The sequence below is a fragment of the Hydrotalea sandarakina genome, from assembly GCF_003254115.1.
In the GTDB taxonomy this organism is placed as follows: domain Bacteria; phylum Bacteroidota; class Bacteroidia; order Chitinophagales; family Chitinophagaceae; genus Hydrotalea; species Hydrotalea sandarakina.
Genome location: NZ_QKZV01000003.1, coordinates 322,537 through 340,169 on the forward strand (window position 1 = coordinate 322,537; position 17,633 = coordinate 340,169).

General features: G+C 35.5%; 15 protein-coding genes. 6 read left to right on the plus strand and 9 right to left on the minus strand.

All coding sequences use genetic code 11. From position 1 onward, the window contains the following. The first annotated feature begins 55 nt into the window (after window positions 1-55). Complete coding sequence (locus LX80_RS06585; RefSeq protein WP_170120393.1) at window positions 56-3,340, plus strand: TonB-dependent receptor; 3,285 nt, start codon at window positions 56-58, stop codon at window positions 3,338-3,340. 79 nt (window positions 3,341-3,419) lie between these two features. Here LX80_RS06585 and LX80_RS06590 read toward each other — a convergent pair whose 3' ends face one another. Further along, on the minus strand, window positions 3,420-4,229 hold the full coding sequence (locus LX80_RS06590; protein ID WP_111294472.1) for an alpha/beta hydrolase: 810 nt from the start codon (window positions 4,227-4,229) through the stop codon (window positions 3,420-3,422). Between the two features lie 216 nt (window positions 4,230-4,445). Here LX80_RS06590 and LX80_RS06595 point away from each other — a divergent pair, with 216 nt between their 5' ends. From LX80_RS06595 to LX80_RS06615, 5 genes are all read left to right on the plus strand, one after another. Continuing rightward, window positions 4,446-5,399, plus strand: coding sequence for an ATP-grasp domain-containing protein (locus LX80_RS06595; protein WP_111294474.1), 954 nt, complete (start codon window positions 4,446-4,448; stop codon window positions 5,397-5,399). Window positions 5,400-5,433: 34 nt separating this feature from the next. Then, window positions 5,434-6,543, plus strand: coding sequence for a carboxylate-amine ligase (locus LX80_RS06600; protein WP_111294476.1), 1,110 nt, complete (start codon window positions 5,434-5,436; stop codon window positions 6,541-6,543). A gap of 155 nt (window positions 6,544-6,698) precedes the next feature. Beyond that, on the plus strand, window positions 6,699-7,235 hold the full coding sequence (locus LX80_RS06605; protein WP_111294478.1) for an RNA polymerase sigma factor: 537 nt from the start codon (window positions 6,699-6,701) through the stop codon (window positions 7,233-7,235). Continuing rightward, complete coding sequence (locus LX80_RS06610; protein WP_111294480.1) at window positions 7,235-8,638, plus strand: hypothetical protein; 1,404 nt, start codon at window positions 7,235-7,237, stop codon at window positions 8,636-8,638. The genes LX80_RS06605 and LX80_RS06610 overlap by 1 nt, the downstream gene beginning before the upstream one ends. A 27-nt stretch (window positions 8,639-8,665) precedes the next feature. After that, window positions 8,666-9,649, plus strand: a complete 984-nt coding sequence (locus LX80_RS06615) for a hypothetical protein (RefSeq protein WP_111294482.1) — start codon at window positions 8,666-8,668, stop codon at window positions 9,647-9,649. A 16-nt stretch (window positions 9,650-9,665) separates the two neighbouring features. Here LX80_RS06615 and mbfA read toward each other — a convergent pair whose 3' ends face one another. The 8 genes from mbfA to LX80_RS06655 all read right to left on the minus strand — a co-directional run bounded on the left by mbfA (window position 9,666) and on the right by LX80_RS06655 (window position 17,597). Further along, window positions 9,666-10,619 carry an iron exporter MbfA gene (mbfA, locus tag LX80_RS06620; protein WP_111294484.1) on the minus strand — a complete coding sequence of 318 codons (954 nt, stop codon included), beginning with the start codon at window positions 10,617-10,619 and terminating at the stop codon, window positions 9,666-9,668. 188 nt (window positions 10,620-10,807) lie between these two features. Continuing rightward, window positions 10,808-11,773 (minus strand): hypothetical protein, encoded by a 966-nt coding sequence (locus LX80_RS06625; RefSeq protein WP_111294486.1) that lies wholly within the window; start codon window positions 11,771-11,773, stop codon window positions 10,808-10,810. Next, window positions 11,770-12,345, minus strand: coding sequence for a peptide deformylase (def, locus tag LX80_RS06630; RefSeq protein WP_111294488.1), 576 nt, complete (start codon window positions 12,343-12,345; stop codon window positions 11,770-11,772). Before def ends, LX80_RS06625 begins: the two co-directional genes overlap by 4 nt. A gap of 59 nt (window positions 12,346-12,404) precedes the next feature. After that, window positions 12,405-12,821: a Holliday junction resolvase RuvX gene (gene ruvX / locus LX80_RS06635; RefSeq protein ID WP_111294490.1), complete on the minus strand. Its 417-nt coding sequence runs from the start codon at window positions 12,819-12,821 to the stop codon at window positions 12,405-12,407. A gap of 13 nt (window positions 12,822-12,834) precedes the next feature. After that, entirely contained in the window at window positions 12,835-13,743 is a 909-nt protein-coding gene (locus LX80_RS06640) for a UbiA-like polyprenyltransferase (protein ID WP_111294690.1), read from the minus strand. An 18-nt stretch (window positions 13,744-13,761) separates the two neighbouring features. Continuing rightward, entirely contained in the window at window positions 13,762-14,382 is a 621-nt protein-coding gene (locus LX80_RS06645) for an RNA methyltransferase (RefSeq protein ID WP_317046462.1), read from the minus strand. A gap of 53 nt (window positions 14,383-14,435) precedes the next feature. Further along, window positions 14,436-16,832, minus strand: a complete 2,397-nt coding sequence (gene lon / locus LX80_RS06650; protein ID WP_111294492.1) for an endopeptidase La — start codon at window positions 16,830-16,832, stop codon at window positions 14,436-14,438. A gap of 195 nt (window positions 16,833-17,027) precedes the next feature. After that, complete coding sequence (locus LX80_RS06655) at window positions 17,028-17,597, minus strand: porin family protein (protein WP_111294494.1); 570 nt, start codon at window positions 17,595-17,597, stop codon at window positions 17,028-17,030. Window positions 17,598-17,633: the final 36 nt, after the last annotated feature.

Consider the following 17,633-nt stretch of genomic DNA (forward strand, 5'->3'; position numbering starts at 1 on the left):
GGAATGTTAAAGCTTTAACCTTCAATTTTGCAACCAAAATTAAAAATCAAATCACATGCTAAGAAAACTGCTACTTATGTTTGCCCTTTTTATTGGGGCCATTAGTTATGCAACAGCACAAGAAACCACTTCCGACGTACAGGGAAGGGTTATGGACGGAAATACCCCCATTCAAGGTGCTGTTGTTACTGCTGTTCATTTGCCTACGGGCACCAAGTACGTAACCACAACCCGTAAAGATGGCCGATACAACTTGGCCAATATGAAAGTGGGTGGACCTTACCAAATTACCGTTACCTTTTTGGGTTATAGAACAGAACAACAAGACAATATATTTTTAGTATTAGGACAGGAATTTAAAGCTGACTTTAGTTTAACACCAGCAGCCAATGAACTTAAAACTGTTGAAGTAAAGGGTTTAAGGCAAGATAAAGTGTTTAACACCGGCCATACCGGAAGCCAGGAAATTGTTAGTCGCGCACAAATAGAACGTTTACCCACCATTAACCGAAGCTTACAAGATTTTACACGTCTTACTCCTTCCGCTAATGGATTGAGCTTTGGCGGTATGAATAGTTCTTATAATAACATTACCGTTGACGGTGCTAATTTTAATAACGCATTTGGTTTAGCATCTACTTTAGGTGGACAAACTAGTTCACAACCTATTAGCTTAGACGCTATTGAACAAATTCAAGTGAATATTTCTCCTTATGACGTTCGTCAAGGTAGCTTTGCAGGTGCAGGTGTTAATACAGTAACACGTAGTGGTACCAACCAAGTAAAAGGGTCTGTTTACACCTACATTCGCACTCCCGGATTACAAGGATACAATGTAAGAACGAACACTGTACCACGTCCAAGCTATACTTATAATTTACGTGGTGCATCCATTGGTGCTCCTATTATTGAAAACAAATTGTTCATATTTGTTAGTGCTGAATCTGAAAGAATTAGCCAGCCTGCAACTACTTATGTTGCTGCAAAACCCGGACAAGCTTCAGTTCCCGGTGTTATTTCTCAAGCTGTAGCCGATACTTTAGATGCTTTAAAGAATTTCTTAATTCAGAAATATGGATACAACCCGGGCAACTATCAAAACTATAACTACAATACTTATAGCGATAAGTTAACTGCTCGCTTAGACTGGAACGTAGGCAAAAACAGTACTTTCACTTTAAAGTACAACTACTTAAAATCTTATCGTGATATTGCGGCCAGTAATAGTGGCGCTCCAAATGGTAACCGTCAACCTAGCTTAACAGGATTACCATTCAGCGGTAGTGGTTACAGAATCAACAACAATTTTAATATTGTTATTGGAGAATTAAATACACGCTTTAGCAATAGAGTTTCCAACAAATTACAAATTGGTTATACTGCTTTAAGAGATTTTAGAGCTAGTCTTTCCGGGGCAGATTTCCCAATGGTTGACATTATGAATGGTCAAGGTCAAAGCTATACTGCCTTTGGATATGAACCCTTTACTTACAACAATAAATTGAATACCAATGTATTTCAGTTTTCTGATATCTTAACTGTGTATAAAGGCAACCATGAAATTACATTAGGTACTCAGAATTATATTAAAAGGTTTGTAAACGGTTTTGCACCAAACTATGCAGGCGATTACCAATTTAATACCTTAACCGACTTTTATAACAGTGCCATTAATGGTGCTCCTACTGCCAAAAACTATACACTTCAGTATGCTTTAACGCCGGATGGTTCATTCCCCTATGCTAGAGTTGGCGCCAATGAATTGGGTGTTTTTGCACAGGATAAATGGAGAATGAAGGATAACTTCACGCTTACTTATGGTTTGCGTTTAGATGCTCCTATATTTACCAATAGTTTTACTGCTAACCCTTATGCTTCGCAGTTACAGTTTAGATATGGTAAAACTTATGATGTAGGCCATAAACCCAATACGCAAGTATTAATTTCTCCAAGAATTGGCTTTAACTGGGATCCCAATCATAACCACCAAACACAAATCCGTGGCGGCTTTGGTTTATTCGCCGGACCTCCACCGTTTGTATGGATTAGCAACCAAGCCAGTAACAATGGAGTACAGTTTGGTTCATTTTTCCAAGCTACAACAAACCCGGCAACAGGTCAACCTTGGGTATTTAGTCCAAATATCAATACCTACAGACCTTCCTCTACTTCGCCCAATACTTCCTATAACTTAGTATTTACTGATCCACACTTTAAATATCCACAAGTAATGAAGGTAAGTAGTGCTGTTGACCAAAAATTACCCGGCAATATTGTAGCTACTGTTGAATTAACCTACTCAAAAGATGTGAATGGGGTTTACTTCCAAAACGTAAACCTTCCTTCAACAGGAACACCATTAGTAGGACCTGATAATCGTTTACGTTACTCTTCACCCAAAATATGGTCTGGTGCCGGTGGGGCAACTGTAACTAATCCTAATATTAGTAGTGCTATTTTAATGGCTAATACCAATAAAGGATATGCTTACACTGCAACTGTTCAGTTCCAACGCTCTGTTAAAAACCTAACTACCAGCATTGCCTATACTTATAGCCAAGCTAAAAATGTGAATGATGGTGGTTCTATTGCACAAAGTATGTGGAGAGACAGACCTACACATGGCGACTTAAACTCTGATGAATTAGGTTATGCAGGTTACTATCAACCTCACCGCGTTATCGGTTATGCACAATATCGCTTTGAGTATGGTAAACATTATGCAACTTCAATAGGTTTTGTATTTGAAGCAGCTACTGCAGGTGTTGGTTCATATACCTACCAAGGCGATTTAGTAAATGCTGCTACAGGTGGTAACAGTTCCTTAATTTACATTCCTAAAACTCAATCAGACATTGTTTTAGTGCCTGTAAACACAGGTGGTGGTGGTGCCATAACAGATACACGTACACCTGATATTATTTGGAATCAACTGAATAATTTCATTCAACAAGACCCCTATTTAAGTAAGCACAGAGGTCAATATGCTGAAAGAAATGCAGTGGTATTACCTTGGTACAAACATTTAGATATGAATGTTACTCAAGACTTCTATATTAAAGCAGGTAAAAACCGCCATACACTTCGTTTAACATTCGATTTAATTAATGTTGGTAACTTCTTAAATCCAAACTGGGGCATTGCTAAAACTTTCACCAATACTTCTTTCCTGAAATTTGAAGGGATAGCACAATCTGGTGTAAATGCAGGTAAACCCATGTTCTCATTCTTATATCAGGATCCTAAAAACCAAATTCCACAGGTTAATAGTTTCCAAGATAACACCAGCATTTTCTCACGCTGGCAAGGACAAATTGGAATACGTTACTTGTTTAACTAATTACACTAATACCTACATAAAAAAGCCGGAAGCAATTGCCTCCGGCTTTTTTATGTAATTAATTTAAAAACGAAATAATTTATTTTCCCCAACCCCATAACAAAAATTCAGCCATTGCACTGCCCCAAGTTGTAAAATTGTGTTTACCATTTTCAACCAGTAAATAATGAATGTGTGCATCAGTAAAACCTTTAGCCTTTAATGCTACAATCAAATCAAGTGTATCATCAATGCTATCAATAACACCATTATTATTTCTATCAGCAGTTTCGTCTAAGGTTCCGCATTGTAAAAAAAATTGTAACCACGGATAAAATGTACCATGCTGCACCTGCAAGTGCATAAGCCTGTCTGTTTCATCATTATAGCCATCCTCGTAAGCTTTTCTTCTCCACCATAAACTTCCACTAAATACACCTACTTTAGCAAATTCTGTTGCGTGGTTCCACACAATGTCCAAAGCACTTAACCCACCTAACGAAAATCCCGCAAAGGCCTTTTCTTTAAAAGAGGGTGCATGAAATTTTTTTCTTACATAAGGCAGTAACTCATCAAAAATAAATTTTGTGTATAGTCCGGCTTTATCACCTCGGCCTAAATAATCGGGGCTGTAAGCAACTCCATATTCTCTTTTGCGTTCTGCGCCACAATAAATGCCAACACATAAAAGTGGATTTAATTTGTTTTCAGCCTGCAATTGATTTAATTTTTCTAATAATGGAATTTTACCCAAATCCTGACCATCATTAAAAAACAATAAGCTAACTTCTTCTAAAACATGCATATCCGGAGGTACATAAAATTCAACCTCAACATTGCGTTCTAAGTACTGAGAGTATAAACTATGTGCAACAACCGTGAATTTGGTTGTTTCTTGCAAAGCGTCCATTGGCATAAATCAAATATAACAATTGAAGTATTGCAAAAGTTAAATTTTTGTCTGCAATTGTTCATTAAGCATTTCCGTATTCTGGTTACTTACTATTTTCATTTTAGAAAAAAATTCAATAAACATATGGCAGCATAAATAAAAAAGCTTATTTTAATGTTGTAATTTTTTAAAAAAGTTCTTTGTTGAAAAAACCATTATTCAAATTTAAATATTATGAAAAAAATAGGTATATTGTTTGGAAAAGAAAGAAGTTTTCCTCAGGCAATTATTGAAAGAATTAACCACAAACAAATAGATGATATTATAGCAGAACCCGTATTAATAAGTAAGGTTATGCAAGGTGAAGACAGCGGTTATACTGTTATTATAGATAGAATTAGCCAAGATGTGCCTTTTTACAGAGCTTATTTAAAAAATGCAGCTTTATGTGGGACCGCCGTTATTAATAACCCTTTTTGGTGGAGTGCCGATGAAAAATTTTTTAATAACTGCTTAGCAACAAAAATAAATGTGCCTGTTCCTAAAACAGTAATATTACCTTCAAATTCATTACCCGATGATACTTCTGATGCATCATTCGCTAATTTAGTATATCCATTAGATTGGGAAAGTATTTTTCAATATGTTGGTTTTCCTGCATATATGAAACCCTTTGCGGGCGGTGGATGGAAACATGTATTTAAATTAAAAAACGAGGAAGACTTTTTTGAAAAATATAATACCACAGGCCAATTAGTAATGCTATTACAGGAGGAAATTATTTTCGAAGAATACTATCGCTGTTATTGTATTGGCGGTAAATATGTAAGAATAATGCCTTATGAACCCCGCAATCCGCATCATTTAAGATATGAAGCTCATTTTAATCCTTCACCGCAACTATTGCAAGAAATGACCGATATTGTTATCAGAATTAATCAATACTTAGGCTATGATTTTAATACCGTAGAACTGGCTGTACGTAACGGTATACCCTTTGCGATTGATTTTTGCAACCCCGCACCCGATGCTGACAAAGCAAGTGTGGGTGAAGAAAACTTTGAATGGGTTGTAGAAACAGCAGCTAATTTTGCTATTGAAAGAGCTCAAACTCAACTACCGGGAAGAGATAACTTAACCTGGGGTGAATTTGTAAAAAGAAGTTGCGCACAAAGCAAATTGTATTAATGCTTCAAAATAAAGAATTGAAATAACTTTATATATGTCAACCCCTAACTACCATCAATTTTCAATAGGTATTGAAGAAGAATACATGGTTATTGACCCCGAAAGCCGGGAATTAAAGAGCCATGAACAAAAAATTGTAATTGAGGGACAAAAACTTTTGAAAGATAAAGTAAAAGCCGAAATGCATCAGGCAGTTGTAGAAGTTGGTACTGATGTTTGCAGTAACATTAATGAGGCATTAGATGATGTTGCTGCCTTAAGAGGGAATATTTCTGCCATTGCCAATAGTATGGGATTGGCTGTTGGGGCAGCCGGTACACATCCTTTTAGCCATTGGAATAGCCAATTAATTACCGACCATGATCGTTATCACCAAATTGTAAACGAGTTACAAGAAGCCGCTCGAAGCAACTTAATTTTTGGATTACATGTACATGTGGGAGTAGAAGATAGAAAAATGGCCATACATATTGCCAATAGTGCCCGCTACTTTTTACCGCATGTGTACGCATTAAGCACAAACTCACCCTTTTGGGAAGGGCGTTTTACCGGATACAAATCATTTCGTTCAAAAGTGTTTGATAAGTTTCCCCGCACGGGTATTCCCGATCATTTTCAAAGTATTGAAGCATATGAAGCCTATGTTAACTTATTAATCAAAACCAATTGCATTGATAATGCTAAAAAAATTTGGTGGGATGTAAGAGTGCATCCATTTTTTAACACAGTTGAATTTAGGATTTGTGATGTTCCCTTAAAAATAAAAGAAACCATTGCAATTGCTGCTCTATTTCAAGCTATTTGTGCCAAACTATATTTACTACGCACCCATAATCTTAATTTTATTTCTTACCAAAGAGCTTTAATTAATGAAAATAAATGGCGGGCCAGCCGCTATGGAATTGACGGTACTTTAATTGATTTTGGGAAAGAAACCGAAGTACCTACTCGTCAGCTCATTTTAGAATTGCTTGATTTTGTTGATGATGTAGTGGACCATTTAGACAGCAGAAACGCTTTACAATACATACATACTATTTTAGAAGAAGGAACCGGTGCCGATAAACAAATTCAGGTTTTCCAAAAAACCAACAGCCTGCCCAAAGTAGTTGATTTTATTCAAGCACAATTTTTACAACTATAAAAATCTCTACCATTAAACAATAAGGCAACCTTAACAGTCTATTTTGTTAACAATTTAAAACGATTGGGTATTTTTAAGGAAAGAGTACTTAGTAGGCAGCATTATGCACCACTATGGCATCTTTTTATTGTTAACATATAAAACCTGCCCCTCAGTTGACAGAGTTGGAAATAATTAAAGGCTGTATTAAGCAACAGGCATCTTGCCAGCGTATGCTTTATGAGCAGTATGCAGGTAAGTTAATGGCTGTTTGTTTGCGTTATGCCAAAGACCCCATGGAAGCAGAGGATATGTTACAAGATGCATTTGTTAGAATTTTTAATTACATTAATCAATTCAAATTTGAAGGGTCATTTGAAGGGTGGATGCGTAGAATAACGGTAAATGTGGCATTAAAATATATTCAGAAAAAAAAGCTGGTATTTTCTGAAGTCAATGACCAAAAAGAATCAAGTGCACAAATTCCACCTACTGCCTATAGCCAATTGGGTGAAGAAGTATTAATGCAACTCATACAACAATTACCTACGGGTTATAGAATAGTGTTTAACTTAAACGTGATAGAAGGATACAGTCATGAAGAAATTGCAACATTATTAAATATAAAAGCAAGTACTAGTAGAAGCCAACTGGTAAAGGCAAGAAAAATATTACAGGAACAAATTTTACAACTTCAAAAAATTGCTGTGTAATGACAGATAAACAATTGGATGAATTTTTCAGCCATAAACTGAAAAACTACTCCGCCCCCGTTCCACCCGATATGTGGGAACGAATTATGGCTGAGCGACAAAAAAAGCCTAAAGCATTTTGGTTAACACCATCCCAAAAGCTTATGCTGGCTGCTACTTTTTTTATAGCAGCTCTATTGCTCGGATTTTATTTCTTTAACAACACAAGTCAAAATAAAAATACTATCGAACAGAATACTACACCTGCCTACTCCGCAACACCTAATAATGGAAATAATGCTACAACAGAAAAGGATAATTCAAATTTGTCAATTAATAAAACACCCAACAGTATTAATTCTTCCAACTCTGATGTGAAAGCTAACTCCAACAGCGTAAACATCAATAATATCGAAGCAAACTCAACCTCTATTATTTCATCATCAAAAAGATCTCAAACTTATAGCAACCTTAACTCCTTATCAGCTAAGTATAAAACCGTAAATAATTTTTCTAATGATGGGGATGATTTAAATAGCAATAATTTTGGTTATAATCAAGTAAATGCTGAGCCTGCTTTAAAAAACAGCTTACTATACAATACCAATTCAATACACCTACCCCCACTTAACTTAAGACGCATTTTAGGCTTAGATGCCTGCCCCAACGCCAATGGAGCACAAAGGAATGACTGGTATATTGAATTATACGGTTCACCGGATTATACTTTTAAATCCATTACAGGCAATGGTGCCAGTGCTAATTATTTACAGAAAAAAGATAGTACAGAGCATTTACGTGGTGGCTTTACCGTGGGCGCCAGATTTAGTAAAACCATAGGTGAACATACTTATTTAAAATTAGGTATTCAGTACAACCAAATTAATGAATTGTTCAGTCAAAGAAAAGAAGATCAGGTGCAAACTACTACAGTTATAGTTCGCAGAACCATTACTACGCCACAAGGTACCACAACAACGGTTACAGACACTTCATCCGTAACACAAATTGGATATAGGGTTATTAAAAGCATGAATCATTATAAGAATGTGGAATTACCGGTTATGTTGGGTTATGAATTTGGTATGCCCGATGCCAATTGGCGCTTCACTATAAATGGAGGACTTATTTTTGGCCTGTCATCATGGTATATGGGCGAAACATTAGATACCAGTTTACAAGTAGTTGCCATTAATAGTAAATCCAATTCAGGGGTTTATGAACATAGTTTTACAACCAGCATTTATGGTAGCTTAGGAATTTATAGACGAATAACACCGCAGCTGGATGTATTTGCTGAACCATATTTTAGATATAATATTTTAGGTACCAATTCTTTATATGGCGTAAATCAACGTTTTGGTGCAGCCGGAATTAGTTTAGGTACGCGTATTCAATTAAACGGACGCAGGCAGCATTTATAAATCAATTGCTATCTTATTGCAAACGCTATGAAAAAAATTCTTTTTTACTTGGCACTTCTTTTTATAACCATTAGCAGTTGTAAAAAAGACTTTTCTGATGAGTTTACACCTTATCAGGGAGTGGCTTTTAATGATACCACCTGGACTAACGAACCCATTAGTAATAGTTTTATTGATTCATTACAATCGCAAATTGGATTAACAAATCCTTTTTTAAATTTATTTAATCCCAGCTTGGATACGACAGTATGGCTAAAAAATAATATTAGAATAAAAATACCTGGGAAAAGTTGTGTTTACCAAAACAATAATTTAAATGCTGTTACCGACTCAGTTCAGTTAAAATTAATTCAGATAAGAAAAAGAGGTGATTTTATTCGCTACATGCTTTCGGCAACATCCGGTCAATATCCTTTAGTTGTTGCCTCAGCATTTTATGTAACCTATTCCTGCAAAAACCAACCGGTATCTATAGATCCAAACAAGCCTATTACCATTCAATGGGAAGATGACGATGCAGTAAGTGGAATGCAATATTATAGCGGTATTCCAAATTCAAGTGCACTATACGATATTAACTGGCAAATAGACAATACCGGTACCGTTAGTAACTGGGATACAATGATGAATGGGAGTCATATTATTGGCTATACCATACAATCAACACACTCACAATGGTTTAGTGCCGGTGCTCCAATGGACACAAGCTTAGGCACTACCAATTTAAATGTAGTATTACCATTAAACTTTACTAACAAAAATACGCTTGTATTTGCTGTATTTAATAATGTTAGGTCCGTTTTAAAATTAACCCCTTCTGCCGGCGAAAAAGGTTTTTATGCACAACACATCCCTACTAATGCCAATATAACTTTGGTAAGTATTTCATTGATTAACAATAACCTTTATGTTGGCACTAATGTCCTATATGGTATAAATGCAGGATTACAAAAACTATTTCCGACCAAAATAAGCCCCCAGGCATTAAACGAACTTCTCAACAATCTTTAGTAAGTTTCCTTCAAAATTATCCTGCACCAATTAGCCAACCCACAATAAATACCAATATTCCACCTACCACAACTTGGAATATTGCTGAGAGTAGCGGTGTATCCATAAAATGATTTCGAATCCATGAAATAACGGCAAGTTCAACCACTACTACAATAATGGCTAATGTTAATGCCGGTTTAAATTGAGGGATAAGAAAAGGAAATGTATGACCTAAACCTCCAATAGAGGTCATTGCGCCACAAACTAAACCGCGTAATACCGGTGACCCGCGACCACTGATTTTGCCATCATCAGATAATGCTTCGGCAAATGCCATACTTATTCCCGCTCCGATAGATGCTGCCAAACCAACTTTAAAAGTATCACCGGGATTAGCAGTTGCAAATGCAGCCGCAAACAACGGTGCTAAAGTTGAAACAGAACCATCCATTAATCCGGCTAATCCGGGCTGTACAAAACGCAGTACAAATAATCTTTTTGCTGTTTGTCTTTCTACATTAATTATTCCTGAAGCAATTCTTTCTTTATCAATTTCTTCAGCTTTATGCTCATGATTTTCTTCTTCTTTTGCTAAATTGGATAACAATTCCCGTATAGAAGCATCATTTGTTTTTTGGGCTGCTAATTCATAAAAGCTGCGAGCTTCTTTTTCCATTAAAATTGCTTCTTGCATGGCTTTTTCAGGAGTAATCATTTCATTAAACCAAAATGCTTTTCGCTGAAACATACCTTTTACATCCTGCCTTCTTATAAGCGGAATATGCTCGCCAAATTTACTTTTATATAAATCGGTTAAATGTTGTTTATGACGATCTTCATCTTGCGCCATATTCTCAAAAACAGAAGCTGATTCGGGAAAATCAAGCTTAAAACTTTCAGCAAAGTCGCGGTATATTCTGGCATCTTCATCTTCCGTATGAATGGCTAAAGCTAAAATTTGTGCTTCCTTTAAATCTTTAAACCGCATACAAGAAATTTATCAAGTAATAAAAATATAAACTTACAGCAAATTAATACTTTTTTTAATTTTTTAGGCAATAGTGTTTATCAATCGCTGCATTAATTTTATCAATCAACAATATTTAATCTAGTGTTTTTTGTTGCAATATGTGTTTGCAAATGTTTAAATGCGGTCTTTCCGCATTAGCTATTTTCTTATTGAAAATTAAATAAGGTTGCAGTAAAAACGCCCCTCTCTCTTTTTTTAAAGATAACATCCCAGTTACCTTTATAACGCAAAATGGAAGGCACTAAATAATTTTTATAATGTGTCATTTCAACTTCCATGGTCACATCAAAATCATAAACACCGGCTTTATAACTTAATATGTACCTTCTGCCTTGAACTTCCAAAGTTTGAGTATTAAACCATGTAACCATTTCATCAACCACTACGTCATCTTTTTGTGCTGCAGTTAAATCTTCTTTAGGAGTAATAGTAAATACATAGCATAATTGCTGATGATATTCTTGTATATCTAACCTATAATCATAAAGTTCATGCGCTTTACTATCGTATAAATCTAATTTGTTTCCAATAAAAGGAATACCAGGAACTTTTTTACCCGGATTGAAGAATAGCATTTTTAATTGCTCTTTGTGCTTATCAATGCCCGATTTTTGTGCAGTAGCAATGCTATGACCTTTTACAATATTATTCTCGCCGCAAACTTTTCCTTTTGTAAAAAACAAAGCCGCATACAGCTCAGCAGTTAAATAATTGTATTCGTGTTTTTTATTATAAAAATTGCCGGTAGTTTTTTCTTCCAACACATCCATGGTTCTACAACCATCGTGATAATTTTGACGGATTTTACTGTACATAGATGCGATGGTTGCACCTGCTTTATCTTTCATTTGAATATCGTTATAAGCAGTAAAACCAAGCACACGCAAGTTGCGAAACGCCTTATAAAAAGTAGTATCTTCTTTAATTTGCTGCAATAATTTTTCGTAACCAAAGTTGGTTCGAACTAAAACGGCAGGCAATGTAAAACGCCCGGAGTTGCCAAACCCAACAGTTGTATCTGCGAGGTAAGTTTGCGAAGTAGTGTCTTGTGCCAACACTGTTCCCGTTAAACCGCTTAGCATTATTACAACAAAAAGTTGCAGTAACCTCATTTGGCAAAAAGCATTTTATAATCAACCTTTATTTTGCCTTTGCTAATGTCGTTTAATTTACCTTGTAATAACTTCTTTTTAAGCGGCTTCAAATAATCAATAAACAATTTTCCATCAATATGGTCGTATTCATGTTGAATAACACGTGCAGTTAAACCTGTAAAGGTTTCTGTATGAGGCACAAAATTTTCATCAACATATTTCAATGTAATTAACTCAGGGCGCTGAATATCTTCCCTAATTTTTGGGATACTTAAACAGCCTTCATTATATACCCATTCTTCACCGGTTAAATCAATTAATTCAGCATTTATAAATACCTTTTTTATGCCCGGCTCATCAGGATAACGTTCATCATCTTCTTCCATATTGGCAAAAATTTGGGCACTATCAATTACAAATAAACGAATGGGTTTATTTACCTGCGGACCCGCTAAACCAACACCACTACTGGCATACATTGTTTCCCACATATCATCAATTAGCTCCTTTAAACCCGGATAATCGGCAGTAATAGGTGCCGCCGGTTTTCGTAAAATGGGATTTCCGTATGCTACAATTGGTAAAATCATATAATAAATTATAATAAATTCAACAATACATTCAATACCCCAAAGATAAAAGAATATGGCTACATTGACCGCTCTTGCAAATAAGTTTGTAACATAATAGCAGCCGCTATTTGATCAACATTTTCTTTTACCTGACGTTGCTTTTTTTTCATTCCCATTTCAACCATGGCCTTAGAAGCCATTTTTGAAGTGTATTGTTCATCAACTGTTTGAATGGGAATGCCGGGAAAATTTTTTTTAAGGTTTTGAATGGCTTTATGCACTAATGGTGTAGCGTGAGTAACGGTTTGATCTAAATTAAAGGGTTCACCAATTAAAATAAGTTCAACAGCTTCTTTGGCCACATAGTTTTTTAAAAAAGATATCAATGTATTGGAAGGGATGGTAGTTAGTGGTGTGGCAATGATTTGCAAGGGGTCAGTAACCGCAATACCGGTTCGTTTTCCACCGTAATCAATACAAAGTATTCTTCCCATTGCTTTTAATTTTCTAGAAAATAAACAAATCGGCAATTACAAACAAACTGAATACTACACTGGCAATGCCATTAGCGGTCATAAATGCAATATTCACCCTGCTTAAATCGTTCGGTTTTACAATTGAATGTTGATATAATAACATTCCAACAAAAACGCCAATGCCCAACCAATACAAAATATGAAAATAGCCATATAATCCGGCATATATTACACATGCAGCACTTAAAAAATGTAAAAACGAAGAAATATTTAATGCGTTGGTTTTGCCAACAGTTGCTGGTATAGAGTATAGTTTTTGCGATTGGTCAAAATCAATATCCTGCAGTGCATAAATAACATCGAACCCACTAACCCAAAAAATTACTGCAAAAGAAAACAACAAAGGCAATAAATTAAATTGGCCGGTTACCGCCAAATATGCACCAATAGGCGCCAAAGAAAGACCAATACCCAACACTAAATGGCATAATGCAGTAAACCGTTTGGTATAACTGTAAAATAATATTACAAATAAAGCAACCGGTGCTAAATAAAAACAAATTTTATTGATAAAGTAGGTTGCGGCCAGAAATAATAAACAGTTTAGAATAACAAATCGCAGGGCACTTTCAGGCGAAATAATGCCTTTAGGAATTTCGCGAATAGCTGTGCGAGGATTACGCGCATCAAAATGACGATCTAAATAGCGATTAAATGCCATTGCCGAATTGCGTGCCGTAACCATGCAAATAATAACCAACAAAAATTTTTGTACTAAATATTGCCATGAAAAATAATGGTGCTGAATAGTTTGGTCTGCATCGGAAAAACCTGCACTTGAATGCATTACCCCTAAAAAAAAACCGATGAATGCAAATGGCATTGCAAAAATGGTATGCGAAAACTTAACTAAGCTTAAATATTTTTTTACTGTGTGCATCATTACAAATCAACATTTTTAAGATTGCAGTTGTTTAACCAATTCCCATAAAACTATGCCTGCGGCAACTGAAACGTTTAAGGAATGTTTAGACCCCCACTGTGGAATTTCAATACATCCGTTGCACAAACTTAGTGCTTCTTCACTTACCCCATCTACTTCATTCCCCAAAATGATGGCTAATTTGTTATGTCCGGCCATGGAAAATTGTTGCAATGCTATACTGCCTTTTGCTTGTTCAACTGCAAATATTTCGTAACCTAATTTTTTAAGTTCGGTAATAGCGGTAGTAGTTTCGGGCATGTACATCCAATCAACAGTTTCGGTTGCACCTAAAGCAGTTTTTTGAATATCACGATGAGGTGGTTGCGGAGTATATCCACATAAACATATTCCTTCTAATAAAAAAGCATCACAGGTTCTAAAAACACTACCTACATTATGCATACTGCGTATATTATCCAACACCACAATTATGGGGTGTTTGGTAGCGGCCTTAAACTCTTGAACCGATTTTCGGCCAAGGGCATCCATACTTAATTTTTGCATGCGCAAATGTACAATAGGCAACAGAATGGTGTACATAAAAAAAGTTCCCCCATAAACATGAGGAAACTTAACCCTTAAAACAACCAACATGAAAACATTATAACAGTTATTATCTGTATTTGTTCATAGGTTGTACTATAATTTTAAACTAACGCCAAATCAAGCACCTGCTGCATGGTTTTTACATAATGAAACTGAAGACCTTCAATAAAATTGCTGTCTATTTCCAGCACATCTTTTTCATTTTGCCAGCACATGATAATTTCTTTTAGTCCGGCACGTTTTGCGGCTAAAACTTTTTCTTTTATTCCTCCAACCGGCAATACTTGACCACGTAATGTAATTTCACCGGTCATAGCCAAATAAGGCTTTACTTTTCGGCCGGTAAATGCCGAAGCTAATGCAGTAAGCATTGTAATACCTGCACTGGGACCATCTTTTGGTGTTGCACCTTCCGGAACATGCACATGCACATTATGCGTATGAAAGGCTTCATTTTCAATACCCAGTTTTTTAGCATTGGCCTGTAAGTAGGTGTAGGCAGTAGTTGCGCTTTCCTTCATTACATTGCCCAAATTCCCCGTTAATTTTAATTCGCCCTTTCCTTCACTTAGCACAGTTTCAATAAATAAAATATCACCACCAACATAAGTCCAAGCCAAGCCAACGGCAACACCGGGCATGTTGGCCATTTTATACATATCATTGTTATAACGTTGCGGGCCCAAAATTTTCTCAACATCGGATAAGGTTAGTGTTGATTTTATTTTCTGTTTGGTAGCATATTCTTTCGCTTCATAACGCATAACGGATGCCAATTGACGATCAAGTTCGCGAACGCCACTTTCGCGGGTATAATTTTCAATAATTTTTTCCAATACTTTATCGGAAATTTTAAAATTTATTTTTCCCAAGCCATGCGCTTCTTTTTGTTTTGGAATTAAATGGCGTTTCGCTATTTCCACTTTTTCTTCAATGGCATATCCGCTCAAATCAATAATTTCCAAACGATCGCGTAATGCGGGTTGTATGTTTTGAATATCGTTGGCCGTTGCAATAAACAATACTTTACTCAAGTCATATTCCAACTCTAAATAATTGTCATAAAATGTATTATTCTGCTCAGGATCTAATACTTCCAGCAAAGCAGATGAAGGATCGCCACGAAAATCATTGCCAATCTTATCTATTTCATCTAAAATCATTACCGGGTTTGAAGTTTTTACTTTTCTTAAATTTTGAATGATACGACCCGGCATTGCACCGATGTATGTTTTGCGGTGGCCCCTGATTTCACTTTCATCATGTAATCCACCCAAGCTCAATCGTACATATTTTCTACCCACAGCATGCGCAATGCTTTTACCTAATGAAGTTTTACCAATACCCGGTGGACCAACAAAGCACAAAATGGGGCTTTTCATATCGCCTTTTAGCTGTAATACTGCTAAATATTCTAAAATTCTATTTTTAATTTTTTGCATGCCATAATGCTCGGCATCTAAAACTTGTTTGGCATGTTTTAAGTTGTAATTATCGTTCGTATATTCTTCCCACGGTAAATCAAGTAACAAATCAAGATGATTGTAAACAATGGAATAGTCAGGCGTACTGGGATGCATCCGTTCTAACTTTTCAATTCCCAATTGAAACATATTTTTTGCCGCCTCTGGCCAACGTTTTGTTTCGGCCTTTTTTTTCATGTCGGCAATTTCTCTTTCATTGGGATCGCCACCTAACTCTTCTTTAATACTTTTTAGTTGTTGTTGTAAAAAGTAATCGCGCTGTTGTTTATCTATCTCAAGCCTTGTTTTGCTGGTAACTTTATTTTTTAATTCAGCAAATTGAAGTTCTTTATGTAAAAAAGCAGTTAACCTTTCAGCTCTTAGTTTAATACTTTCCAGCGTTAACAAATCTTGTTTTTCTGTAATGGAAGTATTTAAATTGCTACTAACAAAGTTGATAAGAAAAGAAGGGTTTTCAATATTTTTTAATATAATGGATGCTTCAGTAGGAATATTAGGCGATAGCTTAATAATTTCGGTAGCCAAATCCTTAATAGTACTGATATAAGCATCAAAATCAGGATCATTTTCTACTGCTTTGTCTTCCAATAATTTAATCTGAGCTACAAAAAAAGGATCCTCACTAATCATGTGCAAAAATTCAAACCTTTTTTTGCCCTGAATAATGATGGTGGTGCCACCATCAGGCATTTTAATTAATTTCAATATTTTAGCAACTGTTCCAATTCGGCATAAATCATTTACCGTAGGATCTTCTACTTCAGTATCATTTTGTGCTAAAACGCCAATTAATTTATCGGACTTATAGGCTTCTGTTACCGCTTTAATACTTTTATCGCGCCCTACAGTTATGGGTAATACCACACCCGGAAATAACACGGTGTTTCTTAATGGCAATAAGGGCAATGTATCGGGAATAGATAAATCTTCTTCATCATCTTTCTCATTAATGGCAATAATGGGCATGAAATCATTCTCATCTTCAGCTGATAAAAGTAATTTGTTTTTATTCATAAGCTATTTTCTAAAATAAAAGTCAATTTGTCATTTATACAGAAGTATAAACGAATTATTCTTGATTAATAGAACGGAACAATATTAATGCCATGAGGTTAATTTCAAATTTTTAGGTACAAATTGGCGCAAAAAAGTGGCACATCCTGTAAGATATGCCACATCAACAAACTAAAAATATAGCATTGTGTTTTTTTAGAATCGTAAGCCAATACCCAATTGTAATTGTTGGCTTTTCCAATTATTTTGGTTATTAATATCATTTAAGTTATTTAAACCAATAACATACCTGCCATACACCCTTAAATATTTAAAATTCAGTTGAAGGCCGCCCACCATTGCAAAGTCGCCCGATGTAAAAGCATTTTGACCGTTCTGCAATAAATTGTCATTTTTGTTTAATAGGATACTGTATTGAGGTCCTGCATTTAAAGTAACTAAATTACCAATATTGTACCTAAGCAAAAGTGGTATTGATAAATAATCTAATTTAATATCTTGATCAGGCAAAAAAATAGTATTAAAAGTAGCCGATTTAGCAGCAGACTGGCTCCATAAAACCTCCGGCTGTATACCCCATTTTTTATTGAAATCAATTTCAGCAAAGCCGCCTAGCTGATAAGCTAATTGAAAACCTTGATTGAAGGATTCACCATCAATTTTGGTAAGGTTGCCACCGGCTTTAATACCAATTCTGAATGACTGTGCTTTAATACCGGCCGTAGTTATAAAAACCAACAAAATAAGTGTGGTAATTCGTTTCATAAGTTAAGTTTAAGTCATTGTAATTCAATCATTATG

What these genes read in the sequence shown, in the direction of transcription:
- LX80_RS06590 (WP_111294472.1), bottom strand. Translation starts at nt 4,229, where the DNA reads ATGGACGCTTTGCAAGAAACAACCAAATTCACGGTTGTTGCACATAGT.
- ruvX (WP_111294490.1), bottom strand. Translation starts at nt 12,821, where the DNA reads ATGGGAAGAATACTTTGTATTGATTACGGTGGAAAACGAACCGGTATT.
- mbfA (WP_111294484.1), bottom strand. Translation starts at nt 10,619, where the DNA reads ATGCGGTTTAAAGATTTAAAGGAAGCACAAATTTTAGCTTTAGCCATT.
- LX80_RS06640 (WP_111294690.1), bottom strand. Translation starts at nt 13,743, where the DNA reads ATGCACACAGTAAAAAAATATTTAAGCTTAGTTAAGTTTTCGCATACC.
- LX80_RS06595 (WP_111294474.1), top strand. Translation starts at nt 4,446, where the DNA reads ATGAAAAAAATAGGTATATTGTTTGGAAAAGAAAGAAGTTTTCCTCAG.
- LX80_RS06610 (WP_111294480.1), top strand. Translation starts at nt 7,235, where the DNA reads ATGACAGATAAACAATTGGATGAATTTTTCAGCCATAAACTGAAAAAC.
- LX80_RS06615 (WP_111294482.1), top strand. Translation starts at nt 8,666, where the DNA reads ATGAAAAAAATTCTTTTTTACTTGGCACTTCTTTTTATAACCATTAGC.
- LX80_RS06600 (WP_111294476.1), top strand. Translation starts at nt 5,434, where the DNA reads ATGTCAACCCCTAACTACCATCAATTTTCAATAGGTATTGAAGAAGAA.
- LX80_RS06645 (WP_317046462.1), bottom strand. Translation starts at nt 14,382, where the DNA reads ATGTTGGTTGTTTTAAGGGTTAAGTTTCCTCATGTTTATGGGGGAACT.
- LX80_RS06625 (WP_111294486.1), bottom strand. Translation starts at nt 11,773, where the DNA reads ATGAGGTTACTGCAACTTTTTGTTGTAATAATGCTAAGCGGTTTAACG.
- lon (WP_111294492.1), bottom strand. Translation starts at nt 16,832, where the DNA reads ATGAATAAAAACAAATTACTTTTATCAGCTGAAGATGAGAATGATTTC.
- LX80_RS06655 (WP_111294494.1), bottom strand. Translation starts at nt 17,597, where the DNA reads ATGAAACGAATTACCACACTTATTTTGTTGGTTTTTATAACTACGGCC.
- def (WP_111294488.1), bottom strand. Translation starts at nt 12,345, where the DNA reads ATGATTTTACCAATTGTAGCATACGGAAATCCCATTTTACGAAAACCG.
- LX80_RS06585 (WP_170120393.1), top strand. Translation starts at nt 56, where the DNA reads ATGCTAAGAAAACTGCTACTTATGTTTGCCCTTTTTATTGGGGCCATT.